Raw genomic sequence first — 25,867 nt, 5'->3', positions numbered from 1 at the left:
ACGATCTTTTATTTAAAAGCGTGAATTTAGTTCGTTGAATTTTGATTTATATTCTAATGAAAGTATCTTTCATGTATATCCAATGCAATTTTTTATAAATCAATGTTGTAAGCACCAATACAACACATAATGCACATCACTACTGCATTCACTCTTACATCTCCACCTGAGAACAAACAGTACAGGACAATCAATTTCACTTTTTCCTGACCATTTGTTTGCTTGTCCGCAATTTTACAATTTTGAAATATTTTTGCTTATTTTGAAAATTAGTTATATTATTTCAATATGATATAAAAACCTATCTTATCCCAATATTGTTAAAGCGTGTACCCACAAGACACGCTTGAGAATTTTTTCACCTACGTATTGATTTCAAAATCAACACTGTCTGAATCCCGACACAGCCCTTTCATGAGCTTATCTAAACAAACATAACCTACTGTTTTTTCATAACTATATTAGCTAAAAATATAGTGAACATTATTTGCCATGTATTTTTAAGTTTTGCATTGCCTACTGTTGACTTGCAGTGGTCTCGGGCATAGGTGGGAATTGTGAACAACACAATTGAACCAAATTTTTTTGGAGGAATATAATATGTACGCAATCGGAACCATCAAGGCTTGGGCAGCTACCCGCGCAGCACGCAACGGCGGCGAAGTAAACCACAGCATTCACGCTGTGCTGACCATTGCCACCCTCGGTCTCTGGCTTCCAGTCTGGACCGTGGCTGCAATCCGCGAAACCAACCGTGCAAAAATGAGAAGCTCCCTCGTGGACCTGCGCCACATCGAGCGTCTTGAAATCTCCCCCGAATACCGCAGACAGCTTGCACGTATGTCCCGCTAGGACTGCGCAGCTCAAGTTCATGCTCTTATGAATTTGGGGAACAAGATTAATGCTGATTGATTTTGTTCCAATGGTCTTCGGAGAATAGATCTTTAACCGCTTTTAAGTAAAGCGGTGCCATATTTAAACCCGGTCCCTTGTGATCAATTACAAGTGGACCGGGTTTTATTCAATTGAGAATCCCTTTCCGGGGTTTGCTTTTCGAGCCGGTTGAAATAATATCAACTTGCCTTTCCGCCATTTCGCCTGAAATGGCAGTCCTGTTTCCCGCGCCAAAAACAGAACCTTGTCATGCTACGCGACACAACTTATGTGCCGTGGTCATCTGTATTTTCAACTTACCGAGGTTCAATCATGTTTGAATACGATCTTGCCCACTGGACAACCTTTCTGCTGGCCGCCCTGCTGCTCAACATCGCACCGGGACCGGACATGGCCTACATACTCAGCCATACCGTCACCGGAGGCAGAAAAGCCGGATTTGCCGCAATGTTCGGAATATGGTCTGGAGCTTTCCTCTATGTGATCCTGACTGCGCTTGGACTTGCCGCCATTATTGCAGCATCCGCCACGGCTTTCTCCATCGTAAAATGGGTCGGGGTAGCCTACCTTTTCTGGCTGGCTATCGGCGCTTTCAGGTCTAAGGGCAGCCCGCTGAATATAAGCAAGAATTCAAAACAGCTAGACCCTTCCGCAATATTCAAACAGGGCATGTTCATCCACCTGCTGAACCCGAAGGTTGCAACATTCTTCATAGCCTTCCTGCCCCAATTTGTAGTTGAAGGTGCCGGCCCAGTCTGGGCACAGCTCATGCTGCACGGCACATTGATCATCGTCACCGCAGCATTTGTCGAGCCTCCGTTAATCTATGCCGGAGACCGCATCACCGGAAGATTGCGTGAAAGCCAAAAACTGCAAAGATGGCTGGACAGAGCACTGGGATCAGTCTTTGTCGCCTTTGGGGTTAAACTGGCGATGTATGAGAGATAAAACAAAGGGTGCGTAAGCACCCTTTATTTAACCACCCCCATCTGCTAGTTTCCGGGTAACCAAAGGAGTTACCCATGAAAAAAATATTACTGACCATATTCATTCTCACTTCAATCGCACTTTGCGGCTGCCAGCCCAAGATGAATATTTTTCCGGACGGAACTGATCCCCTGCTTGAAAAGCAGCTGCAAGGCGAAGGGGAATACAAGGTTCTTGTCGTATCCATTGATGGAACAATTTCCGATGAGGGCAAGCGAGGACTGCTGGGAACTTCCCCCAGCCTCGTTCAGGAGGTTTCATCGCGCCTCAAACTTGCTGCCAAAGATGACAAGATTAAAGCCCTTGTGCTCAAGGTTAATTCTCCCGGTGGCTCAGTTACCGGCAGCGACATCCTTTATAATGAGATCGTGCGCTTCAAAGAAAAAACTAAAGCTAAAGTTGTAGTTAATATGATGGATGTGGCTGCTTCCGGCGGGTATTATGTCAGCCTGCCCGCTGACCATATCATGGCCCACCCCACCACGTTGACCGGTTCAGTCGGGGTTATCTTCATCCGCCCAAAAGTTGAAGGACTCATGGACAAAATCGGTGTATCCGTGGAAGTTTCCAAATCGGGACGTAACAAAGACATGGGCTTCCCTTTCAAGCCGGACACTCCTGAACAGAAAAAAATCATCGACGATATTATCAAAGATTACGCTGACCGTTTTCAGGGACTGGTCAAAAAGCACCGTCCCATCTCTGATGATCAACTGAAGACCATCTTCACCGCGCAGGTTTTCAGTGCACAGGGTGCAAAGAAAACAGGACTGGTGGACAGCCTCGGATATCTTCCTGACGCGGTAAAAACAGCCTGTAAGCTGGCCGGAATTTCTGAAGATTCACAAGTTATTACCTACAAACGCAAGAGTTACCCCAACGACACTCTCTATAACTCTGCTTCATCACAAGCATTCTCCCCGGCGCTGATTAATATTGATGCCGGCAACCTCATGCCGCCCAAAGCCGGGTTTCATTACCTCTGGCTCCCGGCAGCGGAATGATTATAGTCGCACTGCTTTGCATTCCAGAAAAAAACATGTATGAACTGCCCGTTTGACCTGATGACAGCAAACTCTTAAACGGAGAACCAAATGAAAAAGAACAGCCTGACACTTACACTCATCCTGCTTTTTTCTCTCGCTGTTTTCAGCGCATGCACTCAGGAAACCCAGAACCGCATCGGTCGTTCCATTCAGAACTGGACCGGGGTAAACGGTGTTCTTGAAATCTATTCCGGCGGCAAGCTGGTCAAACGATTTGTAAAAATCGATAAGCTTTCCACTGCCGCAGGCACCAAGGAACGCGTTCAGCGACCATACCGATTTGGTTACGGTATTCTTGATGCCAACCTGAACGGCAAAGCAGACCCCGGTGAAAACAAGGTCTACTTTGAATTCAGCGACTACGCTACCAATTACGTTTTCTTTGAAGACCCCAAAGCTAAAAATTAACTATTCCTGCCGGACCTATTTGGTCCGGCATTTTTTTGCCCATGAACAAATGCATAAGAGCGGCACGAGCCGTAACAATGGCCCACGGAAAAAATCCGGTTATCGATGATTTCGCCCTCATCCATGACGGGGAGCGGATTCTGGAAACAGGGACGTGGTCCGCGCTGAAAGATAGTTTTTCAGGTGAAGTTGAAGACCTAGGCGATGTGACAATCGTTCCGGGCCTGATCAACGCCCACGTGCACCTTGAGCTTTCCCATCTGAAAGGCAAGACCGTGCAGGGGCAGGGATTCACCAATTGGATCAAATCTTTGCTTTCCAATCCCCTTTACGATCTTGATACCGAGGCCGTTCGAGACGCGGTACAGCAAATGCGTGCTGACGGCACTGCATTCTGCGTAGATATATCCACCCGCAACTGCGCTCAGGTTGCAGGAATTATGGATGAACTTGCCATGGGATTCTATGCCTGCTGCGAAGCAATCGGAGTGCAGGAACCAAAAGAAGGAGCAAAGTTCTTCCCGCAAAAAAAATTCAACCACGGCCGCGGCGCCGGGTCCGGTCATTCCCTCTACTCAACCGGAGCAACGCTTTTGCAGGCTGTGAAAACAGCCAACAACAAAGCCGGACTGCCCTACCCCGTCCATCTTGCTGAAAATGAGGAAGAGGATGAAATCGTAGCACACGGCACCGGAGAATTCGCAGGAATGCTCAAAGGAGCCGGACTGCTGGCCGATTGCGGCAACAAAGGGTTACGCCCTGTTGAATATGCAGATTCCATCGGTTTACTGGATGGTTCGACCCTTGCGGTTCATTGTGTTCGGGTTGCGGAAAACGACATAAAGACCCTTGCCGAGCGCAAGGTAAATGTCTGCATTTGCCCCCGTTCCAATACATACATAGGTGAAGGCCGTGCTCCGTGGGAAAAGATCCTGAAATCTGGTATAAACACTTGTCTTGGAACGGACAGCATTGCTTCCAATCATGACTTATCCATGTGGAACGAGCTGGAATACCTGCTTAAAAACATCAAAATGTCCTTGTCCACGGCTGAAGCGCTGGCACTTGTAACCACAAACAGCGCCAAGGCTTTGAAGATAGATGACTTATACGGATCTTTGGATAAGGGGAAACGCGCTGTTTACGCTACAATCCCCGCCCATCTTGAAGATCTTTTGTTTTAATATTTTTTCGCACCACAACTGAGAGGAACTCTTATGGAATGGCGACATAAAGATTTGCTGGATGTTACCCAGCTCAACAAAGAGGAAGTGCAGCACATTTTTGAAACTGCCACTTACTTTCAGGAAATCAACTCCCGTCCGGTAAAAAAGGTACCGACTTTAAAAGGCCATAGTGTGGTCCTTTTTTTTGCTGAAGCAAGTACAAGGACCAAGACCTCCTTTGACATGGCCGGGAAACGTCTTTCCTGTGACACATTCTCCCTTGCCAAAAGCTCCAGCAGCCTGACCAAGGGCGAAACTCTCAAGGATACCGCCCTGACATTGCAGGCCATGAATCCGGACGGCATTGTCCTGCGCCACTGGGCCAGCGGCGCGTCTCAATTTCTGGCAGAGCGCCTCGATTGCAGTATCATCAACGCAGGTGACGGCCGCCACGCCCACCCCACACAGGCCCTGCTTGACGGTTTCACCCTCTATCAGGAATGGGGATCTCTGGAAGGCAAGACAATACTCATCCTCGGCGATATCGCACACAGCCGCGTAGCGCGTTCAAACCTGATCCTGATGAACAAGATGGGTGCCAAGGTTCGTTTCTGCGGCCCTCGCACACTGCTGCCTCCGCAGATCAGAAAATGGGACGCAGAAGTTTACACCGACATCAACGAAGCCTGCAAAGGTGTCGATGCAATCATGTGTCTCCGTCTTCAGCTGGAACGTCAGCAGGACGGCCTTCTACCTGACCTGCGTGAGTACTCCAACTACTTCGGTCTGGGACACAAACAGATTGAGCTTGCCAACCCTGATGTAAAGATCATGCATCCCGGCCCCATGAACCGGGGAGTTGAAATCAACTCCGAGCTTGCCGACTGCGAAGCCAGCCTCGTACTTGATCAGGTCGCATCCGGTGTAGCAACCCGCATGGCCTTACTCTACCTCTACCTCACCCGCAAAAAATAAGGAGAATAAAATATGACTCATCCTGAACTTGTTATCCGCAAGGCAGTATGGAAAGGCGAAGAAGTCGATCTCCTTGTTGCTGACGGTAAAATTTTAGATGTAATCCCCTCTTCCGACACCATGTATGAAGGAGCGGAGGTAGTAGCTGCAAAAGGTCTGCTGCTCATGCCTTCCATGACCGACGTGCACACACACCTGCGCGAACCGGGATTTGAATACAAGGAAGACATTGCCTCCGGCCTGAAAGCTGCCGTTCACGGCGGCTTCTCCAACATCATGTGTATGGCCAATACCGATCCGGTCAACGACAATGCTGTTGTTACCGATGAAATGCTGCGTAAGGCCAAAGCAGCCTTCCCGGAAGGCGGTCCGCGCCTCTTCCCCATCGGTGCGTTGACCAAGAAACTGGAAGGCAAAGAACTGGCCCCCATGCATGAAATGGCTGAAGCCGGATGTGCAGCTTTTTCCAACGACGGTATCCCGGTCAAAAACAGTGAGCTATTCCGCAGAGCCATGGAATACGGTTCAGATACCGGAAAGCCGATTATCGACCATTGCGAAGATCCTTACCTTGCACCAGCTGTCGGAGTGAATGAAGGCGAAGTCTCTTCTGTGCTCGGCCTTGCCGGACAACCCGATGTTGCAGAAGCAGCACAGGTCGCCCGCGACCTGCTCATGGCTGAATATCTGGACATGCACATACATCTTGCGCACATCTCCTGCCGCAAATCAGTGGACCTGATCGCATGGGCCAAGAAGCGCGGAGTTAAAGTCACCGCTGAAACTTGTCCCCACTACCTGCTGCTCACCGAAGATGCCTTGAACGGCTACAGCTCCGATACCAAGGTCAACCCTCCCCTGCGCACCGCAGACGATGTTGATGCTCTGCTGGCAGGCATTAAAGACGGCACAATTGACATGTTCGCCACCGACCATGCCCCCCATGCAGCACATGAAAAGGAAGTGGAATTCATGCACGCACCATGCGGTATCTCCGGCTTGGATTCTGCCCTATCGTTGACATGGTCGCTGGTAGCCTCCGGGAAGATTACCTTTGATGATTTCATTCGCATGTGGACCACTGCTCCATGCGAAACTTTCAACCTGCCGCTGAACAGCTTTAAGAAAGGTGATCCGGCTGACTTTTTCCTCTTTGATCCCAGCGAGGAATGGGTGCTGGATGCGACTACAATGCACTCCAAAGGTAAAAACACTCCATTCCGCGGACAAACCCTGAAAGGACGGGTTATAAGCCATTTCCTTAGTGGCAAAAAAATAGTATGACCTCTTTAACAGACAGTGAATAAGTCTGTTGTGCAAAGGTAAAAACTAATAATTTTATATAGTTGATCTGCATCTGCTGCCAAGGCAACAGACGGTTTATTTTTGATAAGGAGATTTTAATGAGCGAACCTTTCAAGGACGCGGTGGGAATTTGCAAAACCATCATGCGCAATGGCTATGATGCCTATATCATTAATGAAAGGCTGCAAAAGCTGACCATTGAAGATAAAGGCGAAGAAGTCGAACTGGATATTTCCACCGATCTTGATTTCAAAAGGCTGGCTAAACTGTTCCCCAACATCCAGCCCACTGAGCAACAGGACGTTACCGCTATTCTGAGGGAAGGCGGAAATATTTTTTATTTCTATACTTCCGAGACCAGCAACTCTTCACATCCTGAAGAATGCGTATCCCGCATGACTCCCAGACTGCTCAAGGCGTTGGAGCAACAGCACCAGATCCCCATGTCTGCAGCCTGCCCTTACATCCCTAAGGCGCAGGACCCCTATGAAGGATTCGCTGAACTGAGCAGCGGTGAAGTCCGTCTGCTGGGTATCCCGGATCAGACTCTTAAAAAAGATTACCTCATGGGTATCAGGGCGTTGCGCTTCGCGGCCAACTACAACCTGCCCATTGAGACCAATACCAAAATCGCGATTATCCGCTCCTGCAAGCGTATTCTCGATTACGTTCCCGTGCCTGAAATCATGGACGAATGGCGCAAGGTTGAAGCTGAAAACATGTACGTTTTCGTTTCCCTGCTCTTCGAAACCATGCTCCTGCACGGCCTGATTCCCGAACTTGCAGCTCTTTCCCGTCTTACTCAGGTTAAGAACAGCAAGACAGGTGAAACCGAAGATGTTTTCACCCACACTCTCGATGTCATGCGCCTCTACCCCGAAGAACTGCCTTACGACTGGTTCGGTGTAGTAGCATGCATGTTCCACGATGTGGGCAAACTCTACACCGCTGAAGAAGTGGAAGGACGCTGGCAGTTCCTGCAGCATCACCGCGTTGGATCAAAAGTGACCAGAAAGATCCTGACCCGCCTCAACTTCCCTCAGGAAGATGTGGACCTGATCTGCGATCTGGTACGCAACCACATGCGTTTCCACTTCATGCTCACCGACAAGGGTATCCGTAAGTTCAAAGCTCTGGACGAATATCCCCGCCTCATCGAGATGGTTCGCGCTGACATTAAAGCCCGCGACACCACCTACAAGGAATTCAACCACAACATCAAAATGCTTGAGCGCGCAGATATCCCCGAAGAAGCTCTTGATCCTTTCCTCAACGGTAACGAGATCATGCAGCACACCGGCCTCAAACCCGGTCCCGGTGTCGGTATCATCCGCGAATCCCTGCTTAAAGCACAGATTGCCGGTGACGTAACAACCATGGACGAAGCCATTGAGTACGTTATCGATCAGGCTAAGAAAGCTTAAAACTTAGCTTCATACCAAAAATTAAAGCCTCTGGAATGATATGTTCCAGAGGCTTTTTCTTACCGAACCAAAACGCCCTGCCGATCAACTCGACAGGGCGTTCTTCTTTAATTCACTCTAAAAAATGAACTACAGTTCACAAATATCCTTCTCCATGTCATTACGCAGATGGCCCTGACCGGTAGATTCGAGAACCGCGCGCCAGTAGTCGGACTTGATGTTCAACTTCTTGCGCTTGATGGTTACCAGATTGAGCGGCAGGTGCACGTAGCGGGCCTGCAAACGGCTGACTACCATTCCTGTTTTTCCTGCCATAGCTGCATGTACTGCATGCTGTCCCAAGAAACCGCAATAAACGCAGTCATTGGCATTAGCCGGGACTGAACGGATAATGTAACTGGGGTCAATGAATTTCAGGGTGATGTCTTTGCCCACATCCTTGAAGTAGTCCTTAATGCGGCGAATGATCAGGGTGCAGACATCGCAAAGCACGGGGTTGCCGGATGCATCCTTTTCCCCGGTGTATTCGCATTGTTCCTGCCCTGCTCCCTCTGCGCAGACAATAACTGCATGCTGACGTTCATCCAGACGCTTCTCAAGAGAGCGAAGCAAACCGTATTCCCCGTCAAATTCAAAAGGATGCTCAGGAACGAGAACAAAGTTTACGTCTTTGAGCGCCAAAGTAGCTTGCGCAGCGATAAAGCCTGATTCACGGCCCATAAGCTTAACCAGACCGATGCCGTTAACAACACCCACGGATTCAACATGAGCGGACTGGATGGCTTCTGTTGCCTTGTCTACAGCGGTATCAAAACCGAAAGACTTGGTAACAAAACTGATGTCATTATCAATGGTTTTGGGGACACCGATAATGGAAATTCTGATTTTTCTTTTCTCAATCTCTTCCACAATTTTCTGAGCAGCACGCATGGTTCCGTCACCGCCGATCATGAACAGCACTGAAATATTCATGCGTTCCAAAGCATCGACAACCTCTTCAGGGTCCTGTGGACCTCGGGAGGAACCGAGAACAGTTCCGCCGAACTGATGAATATTTGCTACAGTATCGGCTGTAAGCTCCACAACATCATGTCCGTACTTGGGGATAAATCCCTGCAAGCCGAACTTGATACCAATTACGGACGGAACCTTATACAGGTAGTGGGCTTCAAGTACGATTGAACGGATCACATCATTCAGACCGGGACAAAGTCCACCACAGGTAACCACCGCACATTTGGTTTTTGAAGGATCAAAATAGGTAAATGCACGAGGACCGGCTTTTTCAAATTCCTGATAAACATCATTGCCGGAAGATGAATCCATTTCCTCTTCAGCGAGGTTGACCAAGGTCCGTTCCTTATCTTCAATGAAGACACACCGTTTAAGCGGAGAAGGGATTTTAGCCTTGCCCAACACCGGAATCTCGGTATTTATCTGCTCTGCTTTGTTAGCTTTTTTAACCATTTCAAACCTCCTGCGGAATTAAATCCGCCAGTCGTGAATAGCAGTTATCTTACTTCACCTTGAACAAGGGGCACCCACATGACAGGGCTATCATCCATTATGGACTCACGGATGGGCAACTCCATGGGATGTGGATTCAAATGCGCCGGGGAACCAATATTTTCCCACCAGAGATAAAACCCCTTATCCTCTATATGCCTGCCGTAAAGACGCATTGTCCCCCTTTGGCAGATGTTATCATAGAGGCGAAATTGTTTCTTTCCAACCTTGTATACACCTTTACTTGGAGAAATTAACTTCCAGTCTTCAGCATCAGATCCGGAAATCTCTTTACCGTCCAAGACACTATAATAACGGGTTTCGCGATCAAGGTCACGAACCCTTAGCATCTTTTCTGTGGCAGAATAGGAAACAATGAACATGGGCATGCCCAGATGTTCGGTAATCTTCCAGCGGTCCACCCCGGTCGAATAGACCAGCCCGCCATCACGTTTATAAATCCAAGCCGGCTCCTGTTGCAGGGCTTCAGATTTTTTTACTGTCGCCCTTTTACTTAGGTCCCAATAGACCTCACTCCCGTTATCACGGGTCAGGCACACCACGTATCCGGCCATTCTGGCATCAACAAAAGGTCCTCCGGGCACTTCATCGGACTCCAGGCGGGTTTGAGTCTTCATACCCTGCTTGACGATTCTGCCGGAAGCTTCCACAGCCACCAGAACGCCCTGCCCCGGGGTGTATCCAAGATAAAGAGGAGTTCCTTCGAGAATTGAAATTTCCTGAAGCGGACCGGAAACAGGACCGCAATGCAGGGCATTGAAACTATCGATGACACCTAGCCATTCACCTGTGCGGGAAAGTGCCATCATTCTGACCGGACCATGCTCAACCGGAATCTCTCCCGGTATCCTTGAACACTCATCAAGATTGAAGACATAAATATTTCCGCCATCACGCCCGGTTGCAGCCAGTGTCGGACTGCCGGGACCGTATCCGGTATGCAAGGCTCCTCCCCCTCCGGGGAGACGGACTTTACTGCATTTATGCTTACTCCATATCCGTACAGTGCCGTCATAAAGAGCTGCGGCTAATCCTTCTTCATTCCCGGCATACGAAGCAACACCACCGGCAATGATCGGCATGGCGTTTTCTCGTTTTACAGAAATATAAAGCTTGTCTTCCAAACCTTCAAAGGGCGGTTCATAGAGCTTTTTAGCACTTACATATTTTTTACTCAGCAATTGGGAAACATAACTTTTAAGGGATTTTGTAGTTCCCTTCCGCAACTGGGAAGGCACGTCAATGTATGACTGCCCCACGCGTTCCTTGGATGCTGCATTTGTCTGCGCAGGCATCCCGGCTGTAACAAATAATAAAGCCAGACCGGTAAGGCCGACCTTGAAATTTTTAGAAATCATCCCTCGTTTTCCTTGGTTGTCCTGCTCTGTAAAGTAATGCGCTCAACTATGCTTTTGTAATATTCGTCTTCTTCATCGATGGCTATTTCCTTTCCGCGCATGTTCTTAATGCGTTCAAAAAGCAGATTAACTTTTTGCATCTGGGTATAGCGTTCCTTTTCATCTTCCATATATTCAAGCAAATCAAGAGCAGAATGAATATCTTTTCTAAGCTGCATCTCAGGAGGAAGGTAGCCGCTATTCTTCAAGGCTTTATACGCCATGCGCAACTCAGGGGGAATCATGGAATCGTCTTCCAGCTCAAGGGGTTTTCCCTTGCCCGGAAGATCCTCAAATTCCCCCTTACGCTCAGCTTCCTTAATCCGAGACTCGGCTATTGCCGCGATAAAATACATTAACGCCCCGCGTTACGGGAGAGCATTTCCCCTCCCAATCCATCGATCCAAGCAATGGTGTTCTTCATAATTCCGTCAACAGCCTCCTGCGCAGCATGGGCAATTGCCTCACCGCGCATGGACTTGACCGGAGCTTCCGCTTCAACCAGCTTTCTGGCCAGCAGATTTTTGCCGCTTCCGTCCCAGAGTGAATAACGTACTGCGACCTTAAAAGCATCCCCCCCGCTACGCTGAATTTCGAACGAAGTAATCACTCCTGAAAGGACGAGATCCTTTTCAATTCCCGGCCGATAAGGACTTATAATCTCATAGCTGTTCATGCAGGTCAGCGCAGGTCCGGCAACAAGATCAAAAATTTCCGCCGGGGTCCCTTCCCAGCTCCACCGGTAATCTGGCTTCATAACCTTTCCGTTAGCGACAATCACAGTCTCACGGTCCAATGCGGGAAGACTGCTGAATCTTTTAAGGGCCAGACGCGGCATATCCGGGTTAACCCTGTCGCATTCGCTCGCAGAATTATAACCATCCACCCGGAGAAAGGATGACTCAACAGATTTTCCGCCGATACAACCGGCGCAGGAAATTACGAGAATCAAAATTGCTATGAATAAATATCTACTGCTCATTTTCAGCTCCCTGCGGAGGATTCAAAACCTGCCACGGACGTTCGCGCAATGACCGGGCCAACCTGTTCATCTCTCTGGAAAGACGGTTTATGTTCGTAAGTATGATTTCAAGTTCTTCCTGATCGTACTCAACATTACGTCGCAGGTCCGCGGTCAAACCCTCAATACCGTCAACCGCACGAGTCACATCATTTCCGACACCGCCGAGAGTATGACTCATATCTCCCTGCAGGGTAACAATTGCTTGTTCAACCTGCTGCAGGGTATCGATCAGCTCATTGGTCAGTAAGGTGATCTTTTTGGAACCGTTATCCATGGCACCGGCACCGGAGCTAGCCAATTTCTTCCACTCGTTACGGAAAGTGACCAATGTTGCATTGGTTTCAGCAAGAACCTCAGGAGCCATTTTTAAACTTTTTCCGATGTTGGACATGTTCTCAGAAGAAAAAAGCATCTCAAAGGCATTTACGGCCCTTTCCAGCTGTGGAGTCAAATCAGCAACCGAACGGCCCATTTGAGCGGCCACTTCGTTCATACTCATGATGACCGCGGATGGAATTGAATCCCCGTCAGCCAATTTTGGCCCTGCATCTCCGCGCAGCTCCAAAAGGATGTAGTTATCCCCCACCAACCCTTTCTGGGTTACCATGGCAGTTGTCCCACGGTAGAGAGGAAAGTCATGGTCCACATTGATGATCACTGAAATGCGTCCCGGATTTTCAGCATCAACATTGATTGAATCCACCTTACCCACGCTAAGGCCCGCATACTTAACCGGACGGCCGGGGGTAAGGTCCTTCACATTGCGGAAAAGAATCTTGTATTGCGAGTAGTCGGAAAAAAAATCATGTCCGCCCAAAAATACGATAAACATGCCGAGAACTGTCAGCCCTGCAAGAGCAGCCAAAGCAGCTTTGATCATATCGGAAGCCGAGCTTCGCGGATTGAGAACCATCACATATCTCCTAATCAGGACCTGCTTCGGAACTTAACAGCCCTTTCCATACTTGGGTCAAGTTCCGTAGGCCTGCGTTCCAGAAAGTCGATTATATATTTATCATCGGACTGCTGCAGTCCTTCAACATTTCCCTGATACAGACAACGTCCCATATGCAGAACCACAACGTGATCCGCAATGTTAAAAAGACTGTCCAGATCGTGGGTCACCACCACAGTAGTCACTTGGAAAGTTTCTTTAAGCTTGAGGATCAACTGATCAAGGTCTGCGGCAGTGATCGGGTCCAGCCCGGAAGACGGTTCGTCACAGAGCAACGTGGTCGGGTCCATTACCATGGCCCTTGCCAGCCCTGCCCGTTTTCGCATGCCCCCGGAAAGCTGGCTGGGGAAATAATGCATGAAATCACCCAAGCCGACCATCCGCAACTTCATCTGCACAACTTCCTCGATGATCGAGTCAGGAAGTTCAGTATGTTCCTGCATCGGCAACGCTACATTCTCACCAAGAGTCAGAGAACCAAGCATGGCACCATCCTGAAACAGAACTCCCATACGGGTACGGATTTTCTTGTACTCACGCTCATCTTTCAAAGCGGTCAAATTTGTATCACCCAAAAAAATCTCACCGGACACGGGAGTATTCAGACCGAGAATATGGCGCAGTAAAGTGGACTTTCCACACCCTGATCCCCCGAGAATAACGCTGATCTTTCCGGCTGGCAGAACAGCATTAAGATCCTCCATGAGCACCTTGCCCGGATACCCCAGACTGAGCTTTTTCAGCGTTATGTCTTGTGCAATCCTTGATAATTTCATGATCGACTACCGGAAAATAAAGTTGAGTGCCGTAAAGAACAGGTCCAGCAATATTATCATAAATATAGAAATAACAACAGAATTGGTTGTCTTGCGCCCGACATCAGCTGCTCCCTCGCGGGCGAGAAAGCCCTGCCAGCAACCGATAAGAGTAATGGCTACGGCAAAGCCCCCGGCCTTAACCAGTCCGGCCAGCACGTCGTGTAATTTGAGAAATTCTACAGAATTATTAAAATAGGTAACTTCATTTATCCCGAGGGCGATTGCGGAAAAGGCTCCGCCGGAAAAGATGCCCACAAAATCTGCCCATACAGTTAAACAGGGCACCATGATAACCATGGCGATCATCTTGGGGACAACAAGAAAGCGCACAGGTTCGATGCCCATAACTTCGAGGGCATCGATTTCTTCGGAAATCTGCATGGTCGCGATTTCCGCGGTAAAAGCGGCTCCGGAACGGCCGGTAACGATGATAGCGGTGAGCAAGGGGCCAAGCTCACGGATAATGGTAACGCCCACAAGGTTGGCCACGTAACTGATGGCACCGACCTTTTCCAATTGCTGGGCGGATTGTAAAGCGAGGATAATGCCTGTACAGGCGGATATGACACTGACGATAGGAATAGAATCCGCCCCGACCGAGGCGAGATCACGGAGAAGTCTTTTACGGTAAAATGATTTTTTATTTCCGGGCGTAAGGCGCAGGCAGCCAAGGAGTCTGGAAACCATCCAAGCAAGAACATGCAAACCATTCATACCGAATAACTCCCTTTCCTGCCCAGCCGGAACAGCCTATCAGTCCATCCCGAACAACGACTTTACCTGCGTAAGATTCAAGAGCCTGTCCACCTGATCCGTAACAGCAATAATCTTAACACTACGGCTGTCCTTGTTCAGTATCCTGCGCAGCTCAATCAACGAAGCCAAACCGGAACTGTCCAGGTACTCAAGCTCGGAAAGGTCCACCAGAACTTCACCTGAAGTCTGCTTAACAAAAGCATGCATCTTCTCCCGGAGGTCAGGGGTCCCTGTAAAATCAACCTCACCGCTGATTTTAATGAGGACCTCTTCAAACGAAGATTCCATTTTCCAGCCTACACCCATAAATATCTCCTTACTGCCAGTCAGGCAGCATTAAGCCCTGTATATTTCAACCACAGTAGTATCGTCATTAGGAGGGGTCTCCCCTCTCCAATCGGCTACAGCCTTAAGAAGCTTTTCTCCGGCTCCGGGAGTTCCGCCCAGCCTGAGCATTTCTTCCATGCGCTCTTCTCCGAAAAAGTCTCCATTCGCGGCCCGGGCTTCATCAACACCATCAGTAACGATGATCAACGACTCCCCCTCATTGAGCACAAATTCGCTGGTACCAAAATCTCCTTCCTCTAAAATTCCTACAGGCAAACCGAATGGTCTTTCGAGGGACTCCACTTTGCCATCAGCCACCAGCACTGGAGAGGGATGCCCAGCCAAAGCAAATTCGCACTTTCCACTTTCCGGAAAGTAACGCAAGAGAACCATGGTAGCGAACACTTCACCATTCATAAATTCATATGCACCGGCATTGACTGCCTTGAGCATTTCACCGGGAGTCCTTTCGCCCAGCGCTTCTGCTCTGATTCTAGTCCACAGAGCGGACATGATCAAAGCCGCAGGCAAACCCTTACCGGAGACGTCAGCCACATAAATATACCAGCTTCCGTCGGAATTGGGTATAAAATCGTACAAATCCCCGCCAACAAATTGAGCCGGAACGGAACTGCCCCAGATGAGGTTATCACCTTCCAGTTCTGGCTGACAGGGATTAAATTGTTTCTGAATACGTGCTGCTGCTTCCAGCTGAGTTTCAAACTTTTGCTGGTTCAGGCGTTGCAGCATAAGTTCCGAACGGACAAGGGCAACCCCGGCTAAATGTCCGAAGCTCTCAAGAAGCTCTTCGTCTTCTTTGCCGAAACATTCCTTATCTACAGAATTAAGAACCTGAACGACCCCCAAGAGCTTGCCCTGATGAATAATGGGGGTGCAGAGAATGCACTTGGTTACAAACCCGGATTTTTTATCCGCCGCCTTTGAAAAGCGATCATCATTCTGGGCATCAAGAACATTCAGGGCTTCCCGATGATCAGCAACCCATCCGGCAATACCCTGCCCCATCGGTAATTCAAATCCGGTTTTCAGATTTTTCATCGCCTGATCACCGAGCACATCGTTCATGGCCCAAGCGAATTCGAGGACATTCTTTTTTTCATTGTAAAGCATGATCGAGGAGGCTTCCGCTCCGGTCACATCCTGAGCCAGCCTCAATAATTGAGGCAGCAGATCAACCAAAGACTCAATACTAGCCAATACCTCGTTGGCCTGAATCAATTTCTTTAGCCTGTTAACCTGTGTGTTCAAGACTCCCCCCGAATCAGCTGTACTATTATTTACCCAGACTGAGCAGCATACACTATTTCAATCAATTGTTAAATTATACAGATCTTATCCGTTCCAGGTATTAACTTCCGGCTTCGGCCAGTTGCGTACAGCCTCAGCCAGTTCATCAACAGAAGCTGTTGCAGCACCAACCTGCCCGACAACAATACCGGCCGCATAGTTAGCCAGCACTGCCGAGGTTAACGGATCAAGCCCTGCGGCAAGCCCGAGTCCCAGAGTTGCGATAACCGTATCACCTGCACCGGTAACATCAAATACCTTACGGGCAAAGGTGGGCACATGCTTGACTACATCTCTTGATTCAAAGAGAGCCATGCCGTCCCCGCCAAGGGTGATCAGCAAGTGAGTGGGATCGATACGGTCAAAGAGCCTGCGTCCGGCTTCAAGAACATCTTCACGGGTTTTGACCTGCATATTGGCACCCTCTCCCGCTTCCTTGGAGTTGGGAGTAAGCATGCTGACAGATTTGTAGCGGTCGTAGTTAACAGTCTTAGGATCAACCAGAATGTGCGGCTTGTGACTCTTCTCTTCCAGAAGTTTCCAGAACCTTTCAAAAAAGGAATCTGACAAGAGCCCCTTTCCATAATCAGACAGGATGACCACCTTGTAATCACAAATTTCCCGATCAAGAAATGTGAAGAGCTGATCCATGAGAGAATCGGCAAAATCGACAGTCTTTTCCCGGTCAACGCGAACCATTTGCTGGTTATGAGCCATGACGCGGGTCTTCTTGGTTGTCGGGCGATCATCGGCTTCATACAGGGAATACGGAATTCCCGCCTCGGAACAAAGCCTTTCAAAGACCTCCCCTTCTCCATCGTGACCGACAAATCCGGTCAGATGAGGCTCCCCACCTAGGGCAGCTATATTGCGGGCCACGTTTCCGGCTCCGCCAAGCAGATATTTTTCTTCGGTAACCTGAACAACAGGCACAGGTGCTTCCGGGGAAATGCGTTCAACCGAACCAATCACATAATGATCAAGCATCACATCGCCGATGATGAGAACCTTGCGGTCTTTTAATTCCGGGAGGACACTTAAGATTTTATTATCCATTCTTATTTTTCCCTTTAAGAACGAAGTTCAAGGATAGCTACCAGACGCTCAAGCTCTTCTTCGTTGGCGTAGCTGATAGTCATCTTACCTTTTTTGGGGGAACCGCTGAATCTGACTTTGGTTTCAAGTGCGGATTCAAGTCGACCTTTGATTCGCTCAAGGCCTTCGTCAACTTTTTTGGGTTCCTTATTCTTACTTTTTTTGGACTTTGGTTTTGCAACCACCTCGCCTTCGGGAAGCTCACCGTGTTCCTTAAAATATGTAGCGGCACCTTCACATTGACGCACGGACATACCGTTGCTCATGAGCCTTTCAAAGAGTTCATCACGAGCATCATCATCACCAATTGCCATCAAGGCTCGTCCATGACCGGCAGAAATCTTGCCGTCGCCAATCGCGTTCTGCACAGGTTCTGAAAGGGTCAACAGCCTCATGGAGTTCGAAAGCGCGGAACGGCTTTTACCTACCTGCCCGGACAATTGTTCCTGACTAAGACCGAACTTCGTGATCAGTTCCTGATAACCTTTGGCTTCTTCAATGGGGTTCAGGTCCTCACGCTGCAGGTTTTCGATCAGGGCAATGGCCATACTTTCAAGGTCTGTCATTTCCTTAACCAACGCCGGGATTTCGCCCAGACCGGCAAGCTTGGATGCACGCAGGCGGCGCTCGCCAGCAACCAGTTCGAAACGATCTTTACGACCAGCAACAGGACGGACCAGAATAGGCTGCAAGACACCCTTTGCGCGGATAGATTCTGAAAGATCCTTCAGAGCTTCAGGAGAAAACTCCTTACGCGGCTGGTTGGGGTTGGCAACGATCATATCAATATTGATCTTCCGCGCATCGATTGAAAGATCAGAAGAAGACGCTTCTGCAACACCCTTGCCGCCACCTAGAAGGGCATCAAGTCCCCTTCCTAAACCACCAGTGACACCTGCCATGGATATTCTCCTTATGTTTTCGGCTCCATTAAGCGGGCCTGATAATATTTCCTTTGACTTGATTGAAACCGTGATTATTGTATCCCGAACTCATCTATAACAATGACGTCGGAGGCTACATGTCTAAACACGATGACAATCTTACAGAACTTTTCGATAAAAACGGCAACCTGATCGGCGCCCTGCTCACTGCAGATCTCTGGGCCAAGGTAAAACCAATGGTTAAAGATCTGCTCCCGCAGGAGGCTCCGCCGGAACGTCCGGAACCCATCGGCGAGTGGGAAACTTTGAAAGAGTACTGGGATTTTCCCTACCCCGTGGATACAGATGTGCACTGTGAACTTTGCGGTAACAAAACTGAAGACTGGGAAAAGGATGATCCCCGCAAGTTCAGACTTATGTCCTGCAACCTCGGTGGACTTGTTTCATTTAAATGCACCCAGTGCAATGCCCGCATAGTCAAAAAGCACTTCAAAGATGAAATCACCGTCGAATGTACAGCCTACATTGAAGAAAAGAATACGAACTTTGAAGCTCGCTATTAATCGCTTCACTAAGCCAGCACAATCAAAGGCCGACAGGAATGTCGGCCTTTTTTTATTAACTAACCTTGGCTATGACGCTTAACGACTTCCTGTGCCAGACTTATGTAGGCCAAGGCTCCATTTGATTTTGCATCGTAGGAGATAGCAGGCTTTCCGAAACTCGGTGCTTCAGAAAGGCGCACATTTCGAGGAACAATAGTTTCAAAAAGACTATCCGGAAAAGCTTTTCGCACTTCATTCTTTACCTGACGAGCAAGCCTGTTGCGCTTGTCGTACATAGTCAGAACTACGCCCAGCACAGAAAGATCCGGATTCAACCTTTTCTTCACCAGCTCAAAAGTCATCAAGAGCTGAGCCACCCCTTCAAGGGCATAATACTCAGTTTGAAGCGGGACCAAAAGTTCCTTCGCTGCGCAAAGTGCGTTTACGGTCAGCAGTCCCAGTGAAGGCGGACAATCGAAGATGATATAGTCATATTCATCATCAACCGTCTCTACGAGGTCTTTCAGATAATATTCACGCCCCATCTTGTCGATCAGTTCAATCTCTGCACCGACCAAATCCTGACTTGCAGGCATGAGTGAAAGGTAGGGGATATCAGTTTGATATATAGCGTCCCGTGCTCTCTCCGGCTCAAAAAGGACAGAGTAAACATTTTCTCTGGAGTCACCGGGGTAAAATCCGAGTCCACTTGAACCGTTCCCCTGTGGGTCACAATCAACAAGCAGGACCTTCTTTTCCATCACAGCAAGGGAAGCGGAAAGATTGATGGATGTAGTAGTCTTACCTACTCCACCCTTCTGGTTGGCTACAACAATTCTCTTTGCCACTTGAAACCACCTTATTAATGAGATTTCAATTTTTTATGTTTCACGTGAAACATCTCAACTAAGTTGACACAAAAACAACAGAGCCAAAGCTAGTCTGAAAAAAACTTTAAATCAAGAAAAGTGACGACAAAAATGATTCGTTAAAATTAGAATATCAGCTGATTATTACCGACAATTATAAAAATGATAAACTATTTCAGCAAACTAAAAAAAGTTTAAATTATTTGATCATCATAAAAAAAGGCCGCTAAAAAGCGGCCTAAAATAAATCTATATGAATCTAAAAATTACACGTTGTAGTAACCTCTGTACCACTCAACAAATTTCGCAATACCTTCTTCAACGGTGGTCTCAGGTTTGAAATCAACGTCGCGAACAAGGTCATCCACATTTGCATAAGTGGAAGGAACATCACCTGCCTGCAAAGGCATCATGTTCTTTTCAGCTTTCTTACCGATGCAATCTTCAAGGACTTCAATATAGCGCATCAGCTCAGTGGGCTGGTTATTGCCTATATTGTAGATGCGGAAAGGAGCGGGACTTGTTCCCGGATCGGGAGCATCGCCGGACCAATCTGCATTAGAAGTAGCGGTATTTTTCATAACCCTAACAACACCTTCTACGATGTCATCAATAAATGTGAAGTCGCGGAGCATTTTGCCGTGGTTGAACACATTAATGGGTTTATCTTCAAAAATGGCCTTAGTGAAAAGAAAAAGAGCCATATCAGGTCTACCCCAAGGACCGTATACAGTGAAGAAACGGAGTCCGGTGGTGGGGATGTTGAAAAGATGGCTGTAGGAATGAGCCATCAGTTCGTTAGACTTCTTGGTAGCAGCATACATGCTGATGGGGTGGTCAACGTTGTCATGGATACTGAAAGGCATGTTGGTGTTCAGACCGTAAACAGAACTGGAAGAAGCATAAACGAGATGCTCCACTCCGTTATGACGGCAGCCTTCAAGAATGTTCATGAAGCCGACAACGTTGGAATCGATATATGCCTGCGGGTTGATCAGGGAGTAACGTACCCCTGCCTGAGCCGCGAGGTTGACCACGTGGGTAAACTTTTCTTTGGCAAAAAGTTTTTCCATAGCTTCACGATCAGCCATATCCATGTAGGCAAAAGTGAACTTATCGTTGTCCTCAATCTGTTTGAGGCGGTTTTTCTTAACATTTACATCGTAGTAATCATTAAGAATGTCGAGGCCTACTACTTCGTGGCCTTCAGCAAGAAGACGTTTGGAAAGGTGAAAGCCGATAAAACCGGCTGCTCCTGTTACAAGGACTTTCATTATGAATCGCTCTCTTGGTCTTTTTTATCCATTGCCTCTCCCCTGCCGTTGTTCGGCGCCAACATTTTCAATAAATCAAGAGGGAGAGGAATTATGGTGGAAGATTTTCCTTCAGCAGACATCTCTCTCAAGGTCTGCAGATATCGCAATTGCAACGCTTCGGGGTGAACAGAGATGATTTCAGCGGCCTTAGAAAGCTTGTCTGCAGCCTGGAACTCACCCTGTGCGTTGATAACCTTGGCCCGACGCTCACGTTCAGCTTCAGCCTGCTTGGCCATAGCTCTTTGCATTTCCTGCGGCAGGTCAATATATTTGAGCTCGACAGTGCTTACTTTGATGCCCCAGGGATCAGTGTGGGTATCCAGAATTTCCTGAATTTCGCTGTTAACTTTTTCGCGCTGGGAAAGTATCTCGTCAAGTTCAACGCCTCCACATACGCTACGCAAGGTGGTTTGTGCAAGCTGAGAAGTGGCAAACATAAAATCCTCTACCTCTAAAATAGCCTTGATCGGGTCAGTCACTCTGAAATACACAACCGCATTGACCTTGATACTAACGTTATCACGAGTGATAACATCCTGATTGGGCACATCCAGAGTCATGATTCGAAGCGAAACACGAGTCATCCGGTCAACAACAGGAATCAGTATTATCAGCCCAGGACCTTTAGCATTTATCACCCTTCCCAATCTAAAAATCACACCTCGCTCATACTCGTTCAGCACTTTCAGGGCAGTGATCAGAAAAAACACGACCAGTAAAGCAACGGGAATAGCAAAAGTCATAAAAACCTCCCTAAAAATTTATTTGATCAGCTGTTTCTTACAATAATCAAGGTCAGACCACGTGCCTCAACAACCTTGATCATTGTTCCGGGATTAAAAAAAGTTTTATCAATTGTCTCAGCATTCCAAATTTCACCACGCACACGAACTTTCATAATCTCACCTTTGAGCTCAAGAACTTCGCCCTCTAGACCAATCATACTATCCATACCTACGCCTGATTTGGAAATCTGAGCCTTGGCTACCAGATAAACAATGACTCCGATAAATGCGGCAAAAGTGAATACGGTTCCTAAAATAGTTCCCAAAGGTATTCCCGGAGTACCTTCCCTAAACAATACTAAAGATCCGACAAAGAGACTGATCACAGCTCCGAGACTGAGCAGTCCATAACTTACAATAAATACTTCAAGCAGAAAGAGCACCGCACCTAACAAGAGCAAAAGTAAACCGGCGGCATTGGTAGGCAAGACAGACATGGCGTAAAGTCCCGTGACTAAGCAGAAAGCACCAATCACACCGGGCAGAATTACTCCGGGATGGGTAAGCTCAAAAAATAACCCCAGAATTCCGCCAAGCATAAGGAAATATGCAATCTGTGGATCTAGGAGCCATGAAAGCACCGCATAGCGAAACCCCGGTTCAAATTTAAAGACAGCGACATCTGATTTCGTAAATTTAACCTTCTTTCCATCGATAAGCACTCCCCTTGCCCCCAGTTGCTCAAGAAAATCATCAACAGAAAGAGCCATGAAATCGACAACATTCAGGGTCACTGCATCCTGTGCATCCACGCTGATCCCTTCTTGAACAGACTTCGCATACCATTCAATGTTGCGCCCTCGCTTACGTGCGATTCCTTTGATCAGACTAACCATATCACCGGTAACTTTCTTACTCATGGTTTCAGGGAGCTCATCTCCCGAAGAGGAAACTGGGCTGGCTGCACCGATAGATGTACCGGGAGCCATCGCCGCTACTTGAGCAGCAGCAGTAATGAAAGTTCCTGCCGAAGCAGCATGGGCTCCTTCAGGTCCGACCCATACGCAAATGGGAATTTTGCTGTTCATGATAATCTTAACCAGTTCACGCATGGATGTACCCAGACCTCCCGGAGTATCTATCCTAAGCAAGATAAGATCATGATTGTCATCACCAGCTTGCTCAAGTCCGTCTTCAAGCAAATGAACCTGAGCCGGACTTATGCCGCCTTGTATATCAAGGGACAGCACACTGATATCCTTGGCGAACAATAACTCTGCGGGTAAGCATAAGAAAAGCATCGCAATGATGATCGAGCAATAAATGAAAACTGAGCACTTCTTTGAACCATGCATAACGACTCCCGTAAAAATAGTCTTTTATGGTTCATAATGCCAAATCGCGGGAAATAAATAAACTACGGAAAAAGAAAACCCCGCCTTATCAAGACGGGGTTCTAAATTTAAAAACAGAAATGAACTTTAAAATAGCGGCAGGCGCAAAAGAGAAATGCAGAGTAGTTGCTGCTCGTCAGGAGCAAGATTTTTTAGGAAATCAGGATCCTGAAGCATGAGCATCTGCACTCCATTGGTGTGTACAGAAGCTGATGATGAAGGAGCATCCGGGGCAATGATGAATCTGGTCTGATCTCCAAAACAAGCCACAAACTTCACACCGTAAGACTCAACACCTTTCCAGAAAATGTCAGCCTTGTTTTCAAACTCGCTGCCGTTCCATGCAGTACATGGCCAAAAGGAAATGGCACCCTTAGGCAGCCCCATGTAACCGATCAAAGACTGAAACAACTTACGACGTGCAGCATCAGCCTGACCGGATAGGTCCTGGCCCATCTGGGAGTAGGTCCAGAAAATCTGCAAACGCGGTGTAATGCGTGCAGCGAGGTTTGACCAAGGAGCCGGCCAAGACTGCGGATCGGGATAATTAACCTGAGCCGGAGCCGGAGCTTTACGCTGCGCAGGCATACGCGAAGGCTTAGGCGGAGGAGTCCGGTCAAAGGAAGGCCGCTGCTGTTGCTGTGGAGGAACAGATTGCTGTGCCGGGGCTTGCTGCCCTGCTCTCTGTTGCTGAGCGGATTGCTGTTGTCCGAACTGCTTCGGTCTGCTCTGCGCCTGCTGACGCTGCTGCGGAGACGCAACAGGACGCTGCCGCTTCGGTTTCTCAAGTTCCTCGATACCGGGCAGTGCATCCTTGAAAACATATTGCAGGCCGTTTTGATACCACGGCCTGACACTTTCAAGTACATTTAATTCAGCAGAAGGTGATCCCATATACGCCACGCTATTTCGGTTTTAGGGAGATCGGGCCATTCTTCGGAACGCCCTGCCCTATCCAGAACATAGACTGAATTTGTAGATGACTCAAATCCGGCTCCGGGCTTGTTAATGGGGTTTGCAACAATCAAATCAAGATTTTTGCGCTCAAGCTTGCCCTTTGCTGCTTCCTGAATATTGGAAGTCTCGGCCGCAAAACCGATCAATTGCTGATCATCCTTTTTCATAGTGCCGATGGTCTTCAGGATGTCTGGATTGGTGTCAAAATCAACCCGCAATGCACTGCTGCCCTCTTTCTTAAATTTACCCTCTCCATGGGGAATGGGCTTGAAGTCGGCAACTGCAGCGGTAAAACACCCTGTAGTGCAAGTGGGCCAGACTTCAGTGGCTGCATCAAACATCTGCTGAGCAGAATCAACCTTGATCACGTTGACATCTTCAGGAAACCACCAGTTCACCGGACCGGAAACAACAGTAACCTTGGCACCGCGAAGCCATGCAGCCATAGCAATACAAGCACCCATCAGACCGGAAGAAGGATTGGACCAGAAACGGACAGCATCCCATTTCTCACGGGTGGGGCCAAGCGTTATCAGCACGTGCTTACCGCTCATATCATCAGGAGCGACAGCGCGTAAGCTATGGGCATAAATGGATTCAAGAGGTGCAAGACGACCTCGCCCATGATCACCGCAAGCAACATCTCCGCAGTCAGGACCGATGAATTCGACCCCTCTTTCAGCAAGAACACGGCAGTTATCCTGAGTCGCCGGAGCATCCCACATGGCCGGGTTCATAGCCGGAGCAACCAACTTAGGGCCGCTGAAAGCCAAAGCCTGACAGGAAAGCATGTCATCTGCCAGACCGTGGGCCATGCGCGCCAATACCGAAGCTGTTGCCGGAGCAACCAGCATGGCATCGGCCGCCTGTCCGGGTTCAAGATGGCCGAAGGTGTCATCCATGGTCGGGTACATTTTTTCCCAGACCTTAAAAGCACCAAGGGCCTCATAACTGAGGCCCCTGATAAATTCCTGCGCACCTGAAGTGAGCGTCACACTTACTTCGATCCCGGCCTTACGTAACATGCGCAGTAAGTCCAGAGACTTATAAGCTGCGATGGAACCGCTGACACCAAGGTGGATGCGTTTTCCTAAAAAGCAGTCAAAATTGAGATGTTCATTCATTATTGTATATTCTGTTCCTGCATACCGCCGGAAGAAGACATAGGGGCAGACTTCATTTCAACGGCGTAGATTTCGACTTCAGTATTGTAAGATCCGTCAAAAATCCTCACTGTGCAGCTTTTGTAAGGCTTGGTAAAAGAAAGAGTGGAAACTGTGGAAGTAATGGATCTTTCTTTAGTCCAGTTATCTTTTGCCATCTGATTTACGAAGAAATCAATAAGGGACTGGTTTTCAACACGTCCCTTCAAAACGATTTTTCCATACTTAAAAGCCTGGTCTTCTGCAACATATGACTGGTCAGGTACCCTGCTCAGCTCGTTGGGAACTGCAATATCATCAAATTCAGTATAAGGTACAAATTCTTCGAAGCTTTCTGTTGCACCGGCAGTAGCAACGATGGGTTCTTCAGAAGTTTTGTTAGTTCCGGCCAGACAACCGGTCAGCCCCGCAAAGATCATGGAAATGAGAAGCATTTTAATAAAAGTACGCATATTTAATCCTCCGATTTTAATGCCGACGCATATTGAAATTCAGACCAGCTGAGCTGGGCAGTAATTTATAACCCGAAAATAATGCAGCATTATTTCAAAACAGCCACTGCATCATCTAGACTTTTTCTACAGCCATGAGAACAAAAAATC

27 protein-coding genes are annotated in these 25,867 nt (G+C 48.1%); 9 read left to right on the top strand and 18 right to left on the bottom strand.

Annotation, left to right across the window (positions count from 1 at the left end):
- Positions 1–600: 600 nt before the first annotated feature.
- The 8 genes from ACNI23_RS15470 (at position 601) to ACNI23_RS15435 (ending at position 8,205) form a co-directional block, all read left to right on the top strand.
- Complete coding sequence (locus ACNI23_RS15470; protein ID WP_012765620.1) at positions 601–852, top strand: hypothetical protein; 252 nt, start codon at positions 601–603, stop codon at positions 850–852.
- A 354-nt stretch (positions 853–1,206) separates the two neighbouring features.
- Positions 1,207–1,842 (top strand): LysE family translocator, encoded by a 636-nt coding sequence (locus ACNI23_RS15465; RefSeq protein WP_420250032.1) that lies wholly within the window; start codon positions 1,207–1,209, stop codon positions 1,840–1,842.
- A gap of 74 nt (positions 1,843–1,916) precedes the next feature.
- Positions 1,917–2,885: a signal peptide peptidase SppA gene (gene sppA, locus ACNI23_RS15460; RefSeq protein ID WP_420250031.1), complete on the top strand. Its 969-nt coding sequence runs from the start codon at positions 1,917–1,919 to the stop codon at positions 2,883–2,885.
- A gap of 90 nt (positions 2,886–2,975) precedes the next feature.
- Positions 2,976–3,335 carry a hypothetical protein gene (locus tag ACNI23_RS15455; RefSeq protein WP_420250030.1) on the top strand — a complete coding sequence of 120 codons (360 nt, stop codon included), beginning with the start codon at positions 2,976–2,978 and terminating at the stop codon, positions 3,333–3,335.
- Between the two features lie 77 nt (positions 3,336–3,412).
- Positions 3,413–4,519, top strand: coding sequence for an amidohydrolase family protein (locus tag ACNI23_RS15450; RefSeq protein ID WP_420250028.1), 1,107 nt, complete (start codon positions 3,413–3,415; stop codon positions 4,517–4,519).
- Positions 4,520–4,552: 33 nt separating this feature from the next.
- A complete protein-coding gene (locus ACNI23_RS15445; RefSeq protein ID WP_420250026.1) occupies positions 4,553–5,476 on the top strand; it encodes an aspartate carbamoyltransferase catalytic subunit in 924 nt (307 codons plus the stop codon).
- A 12-nt stretch (positions 5,477–5,488) separates the two neighbouring features.
- A complete protein-coding gene (locus tag ACNI23_RS15440; protein ID WP_420250024.1) occupies positions 5,489–6,760 on the top strand; it encodes a dihydroorotase in 1,272 nt (423 codons plus the stop codon).
- A gap of 119 nt (positions 6,761–6,879) precedes the next feature.
- Complete coding sequence (locus ACNI23_RS15435; RefSeq protein WP_420250022.1) at positions 6,880–8,205, top strand: HD domain-containing protein; 1,326 nt, start codon at positions 6,880–6,882, stop codon at positions 8,203–8,205.
- A gap of 129 nt (positions 8,206–8,334) precedes the next feature.
- Here the strand turns inward: ACNI23_RS15435 and ACNI23_RS15430 are convergent, their stop codons facing one another.
- From ACNI23_RS15430 to ACNI23_RS15380, 11 genes are all read right to left on the bottom strand, one after another.
- Positions 8,335–9,672, bottom strand: a complete 1,338-nt coding sequence (locus ACNI23_RS15430; protein ID WP_420250020.1) for an ATP-dependent 6-phosphofructokinase — start codon at positions 9,670–9,672, stop codon at positions 8,335–8,337.
- Positions 9,673–9,716: 44 nt separating this feature from the next.
- Complete coding sequence (locus tag ACNI23_RS15425) at positions 9,717–11,090, bottom strand: WD40 repeat domain-containing protein (RefSeq protein WP_420250018.1); 1,374 nt, start codon at positions 11,088–11,090, stop codon at positions 9,717–9,719.
- The gene (locus ACNI23_RS15420; RefSeq protein WP_420250016.1) at positions 11,087–11,485 is read right to left on the bottom strand and encodes a DnaJ family domain-containing protein; all 399 of its coding nucleotides are present in this window, start codon (positions 11,483–11,485) and stop codon (positions 11,087–11,089) included. The genes ACNI23_RS15425 and ACNI23_RS15420 overlap by 4 nt, the downstream gene beginning before the upstream one ends.
- Positions 11,485–12,111, bottom strand: coding sequence for a hypothetical protein (locus tag ACNI23_RS15415; protein WP_420250014.1), 627 nt, complete (start codon positions 12,109–12,111; stop codon positions 11,485–11,487). Before ACNI23_RS15415 ends, ACNI23_RS15420 begins: the two co-directional genes overlap by 1 nt.
- On the bottom strand, positions 12,101–13,066 hold the full coding sequence (locus ACNI23_RS15410; RefSeq protein ID WP_420250012.1) for an MlaD family protein: 966 nt from the start codon (positions 13,064–13,066) through the stop codon (positions 12,101–12,103). Before ACNI23_RS15410 ends, ACNI23_RS15415 begins: the two co-directional genes overlap by 11 nt.
- A 14-nt stretch (positions 13,067–13,080) precedes the next feature.
- Complete coding sequence (locus tag ACNI23_RS15405; RefSeq protein ID WP_420250010.1) at positions 13,081–13,884, bottom strand: ABC transporter ATP-binding protein; 804 nt, start codon at positions 13,882–13,884, stop codon at positions 13,081–13,083.
- A 6-nt stretch (positions 13,885–13,890) separates the two neighbouring features.
- Positions 13,891–14,640: an MlaE family ABC transporter permease gene (locus tag ACNI23_RS15400; RefSeq protein WP_420250009.1), complete on the bottom strand. Its 750-nt coding sequence runs from the start codon at positions 14,638–14,640 to the stop codon at positions 13,891–13,893.
- 39 nt (positions 14,641–14,679) lie between these two features.
- The gene (locus ACNI23_RS15395) at positions 14,680–14,988 is read right to left on the bottom strand and encodes an STAS domain-containing protein (protein ID WP_420250007.1); all 309 of its coding nucleotides are present in this window, start codon (positions 14,986–14,988) and stop codon (positions 14,680–14,682) included.
- A 30-nt stretch (positions 14,989–15,018) separates the two neighbouring features.
- Entirely contained in the window at positions 15,019–16,278 is a 1,260-nt protein-coding gene (locus tag ACNI23_RS15390) for a SpoIIE family protein phosphatase (RefSeq protein ID WP_420250006.1), read from the bottom strand.
- An 84-nt stretch (positions 16,279–16,362) separates the two neighbouring features.
- Positions 16,363–17,373 (bottom strand): D-glycero-beta-D-manno-heptose-7-phosphate kinase, encoded by a 1,011-nt coding sequence (rfaE1, locus tag ACNI23_RS15385; RefSeq protein WP_420250004.1) that lies wholly within the window; start codon positions 17,371–17,373, stop codon positions 16,363–16,365.
- Between the two features lie 14 nt (positions 17,374–17,387).
- On the bottom strand, positions 17,388–18,314 hold the full coding sequence (locus tag ACNI23_RS15380; RefSeq protein WP_420250002.1) for a ParB/RepB/Spo0J family partition protein: 927 nt from the start codon (positions 18,312–18,314) through the stop codon (positions 17,388–17,390).
- 119 nt (positions 18,315–18,433) lie between these two features.
- Between ACNI23_RS15380 and ACNI23_RS15375 the strand changes: the two genes are divergently transcribed.
- A complete protein-coding gene (locus tag ACNI23_RS15375) occupies positions 18,434–18,859 on the top strand; it encodes a hypothetical protein (RefSeq protein ID WP_420250000.1) in 426 nt (141 codons plus the stop codon).
- Positions 18,860–18,918: 59 nt separating this feature from the next.
- On the opposite strand, the gene ACNI23_RS15370 is transcribed toward ACNI23_RS15375, so the two are convergent.
- The 7 genes from ACNI23_RS15370 to ACNI23_RS15340 form a co-directional block, all read right to left on the bottom strand.
- Positions 18,919–19,689: a ParA family protein gene (locus ACNI23_RS15370; protein WP_420249999.1), complete on the bottom strand. Its 771-nt coding sequence runs from the start codon at positions 19,687–19,689 to the stop codon at positions 18,919–18,921.
- A gap of 287 nt (positions 19,690–19,976) precedes the next feature.
- Positions 19,977–20,984, bottom strand: a complete 1,008-nt coding sequence (locus ACNI23_RS15365; RefSeq protein ID WP_420249997.1) for an NAD-dependent epimerase — start codon at positions 20,982–20,984, stop codon at positions 19,977–19,979.
- Positions 20,984–21,769: a slipin family protein gene (locus ACNI23_RS15360; RefSeq protein ID WP_420249996.1), complete on the bottom strand. Its 786-nt coding sequence runs from the start codon at positions 21,767–21,769 to the stop codon at positions 20,984–20,986. Before ACNI23_RS15360 ends, ACNI23_RS15365 begins: the two co-directional genes overlap by 1 nt.
- A 26-nt stretch (positions 21,770–21,795) precedes the next feature.
- A complete protein-coding gene (locus ACNI23_RS15355) occupies positions 21,796–23,022 on the bottom strand; it encodes an NfeD family protein (protein ID WP_420249995.1) in 1,227 nt (408 codons plus the stop codon).
- A gap of 210 nt (positions 23,023–23,232) precedes the next feature.
- Positions 23,233–24,039, bottom strand: a complete 807-nt coding sequence (locus ACNI23_RS15350) for a hypothetical protein (protein WP_420249993.1) — start codon at positions 24,037–24,039, stop codon at positions 23,233–23,235.
- Positions 24,015–25,226, bottom strand: coding sequence for a bifunctional phosphopantothenoylcysteine decarboxylase/phosphopantothenate--cysteine ligase CoaBC (gene coaBC, locus ACNI23_RS15345; RefSeq protein ID WP_420249992.1), 1,212 nt, complete (start codon positions 25,224–25,226; stop codon positions 24,015–24,017). Before coaBC ends, ACNI23_RS15350 begins: the two co-directional genes overlap by 25 nt.
- Positions 25,226–25,717, bottom strand: coding sequence for a hypothetical protein (locus ACNI23_RS15340; protein ID WP_420249990.1), 492 nt, complete (start codon positions 25,715–25,717; stop codon positions 25,226–25,228). Before ACNI23_RS15340 ends, coaBC begins: the two co-directional genes overlap by 1 nt.
- Positions 25,718–25,867 lie beyond the last annotated feature (150 nt).

The organism is Maridesulfovibrio pacificus (SeqCode), assembly GCF_048612815.1.
GTDB classification, from domain to species: domain Bacteria; phylum Desulfobacterota; class Desulfovibrionia; order Desulfovibrionales; family Desulfovibrionaceae; genus Maridesulfovibrio; species Maridesulfovibrio pacificus.
This window is presented reverse-complemented; position numbering and strand designations above follow the sequence as displayed.

What these genes read in the sequence shown, in the direction of transcription:
- ACNI23_RS15470 (WP_012765620.1), top strand. Translation starts at nt 601, where the DNA reads ATGTACGCAATCGGAACCATCAAGGCTTGGGCAGCTACCCGCGCAGCA.
- ACNI23_RS15465 (WP_420250032.1), top strand. Translation starts at nt 1,207, where the DNA reads ATGTTTGAATACGATCTTGCCCACTGGACAACCTTTCTGCTGGCCGCC.
- sppA (WP_420250031.1), top strand. Translation starts at nt 1,917, where the DNA reads ATGAAAAAAATATTACTGACCATATTCATTCTCACTTCAATCGCACTT.
- ACNI23_RS15455 (WP_420250030.1), top strand. Translation starts at nt 2,976, where the DNA reads ATGAAAAAGAACAGCCTGACACTTACACTCATCCTGCTTTTTTCTCTC.
- ACNI23_RS15450 (WP_420250028.1), top strand. Translation starts at nt 3,413, where the DNA reads ATGGCCCACGGAAAAAATCCGGTTATCGATGATTTCGCCCTCATCCAT.
- ACNI23_RS15445 (WP_420250026.1), top strand. Translation starts at nt 4,553, where the DNA reads ATGGAATGGCGACATAAAGATTTGCTGGATGTTACCCAGCTCAACAAA.
- ACNI23_RS15440 (WP_420250024.1), top strand. Translation starts at nt 5,489, where the DNA reads ATGACTCATCCTGAACTTGTTATCCGCAAGGCAGTATGGAAAGGCGAA.
- ACNI23_RS15435 (WP_420250022.1), top strand. Translation starts at nt 6,880, where the DNA reads ATGAGCGAACCTTTCAAGGACGCGGTGGGAATTTGCAAAACCATCATG.
- ACNI23_RS15430 (WP_420250020.1), bottom strand. Translation starts at nt 9,672, where the DNA reads ATGGTTAAAAAAGCTAACAAAGCAGAGCAGATAAATACCGAGATTCCG.
- ACNI23_RS15425 (WP_420250018.1), bottom strand. Translation starts at nt 11,090, where the DNA reads ATGATTTCTAAAAATTTCAAGGTCGGCCTTACCGGTCTGGCTTTATTA.
- ACNI23_RS15420 (WP_420250016.1), bottom strand. Translation starts at nt 11,485, where the DNA reads ATGTATTTTATCGCGGCAATAGCCGAGTCTCGGATTAAGGAAGCTGAG.
- ACNI23_RS15415 (WP_420250014.1), bottom strand. Translation starts at nt 12,111, where the DNA reads ATGAGCAGTAGATATTTATTCATAGCAATTTTGATTCTCGTAATTTCC.
- ACNI23_RS15410 (WP_420250012.1), bottom strand. Translation starts at nt 13,066, where the DNA reads ATGGTTCTCAATCCGCGAAGCTCGGCTTCCGATATGATCAAAGCTGCT.
- ACNI23_RS15405 (WP_420250010.1), bottom strand. Translation starts at nt 13,884, where the DNA reads ATGAAATTATCAAGGATTGCACAAGACATAACGCTGAAAAAGCTCAGT.
- ACNI23_RS15400 (WP_420250009.1), bottom strand. Translation starts at nt 14,640, where the DNA reads ATGAATGGTTTGCATGTTCTTGCTTGGATGGTTTCCAGACTCCTTGGC.
- ACNI23_RS15395 (WP_420250007.1), bottom strand. Translation starts at nt 14,988, where the DNA reads ATGGGTGTAGGCTGGAAAATGGAATCTTCGTTTGAAGAGGTCCTCATT.
- rfaE1 (WP_420250004.1), bottom strand. Translation starts at nt 17,373, where the DNA reads ATGGATAATAAAATCTTAAGTGTCCTCCCGGAATTAAAAGACCGCAAG.
- ACNI23_RS15380 (WP_420250002.1), bottom strand. Translation starts at nt 18,314, where the DNA reads ATGGCAGGTGTCACTGGTGGTTTAGGAAGGGGACTTGATGCCCTTCTA.
- ACNI23_RS15375 (WP_420250000.1), top strand. Translation starts at nt 18,434, where the DNA reads ATGTCTAAACACGATGACAATCTTACAGAACTTTTCGATAAAAACGGC.
- ACNI23_RS15365 (WP_420249997.1), bottom strand. Translation starts at nt 20,984, where the DNA reads ATGAAAGTCCTTGTAACAGGAGCAGCCGGTTTTATCGGCTTTCACCTT.
- ACNI23_RS15360 (WP_420249996.1), bottom strand. Translation starts at nt 21,769, where the DNA reads ATGACTTTTGCTATTCCCGTTGCTTTACTGGTCGTGTTTTTTCTGATC.
- ACNI23_RS15350 (WP_420249993.1), bottom strand. Translation starts at nt 24,039, where the DNA reads ATGGGATCACCTTCTGCTGAATTAAATGTACTTGAAAGTGTCAGGCCG.
- coaBC (WP_420249992.1), bottom strand. Translation starts at nt 25,226, where the DNA reads ATGAATGAACATCTCAATTTTGACTGCTTTTTAGGAAAACGCATCCAC.
- ACNI23_RS15340 (WP_420249990.1), bottom strand. Translation starts at nt 25,717, where the DNA reads ATGCGTACTTTTATTAAAATGCTTCTCATTTCCATGATCTTTGCGGGG.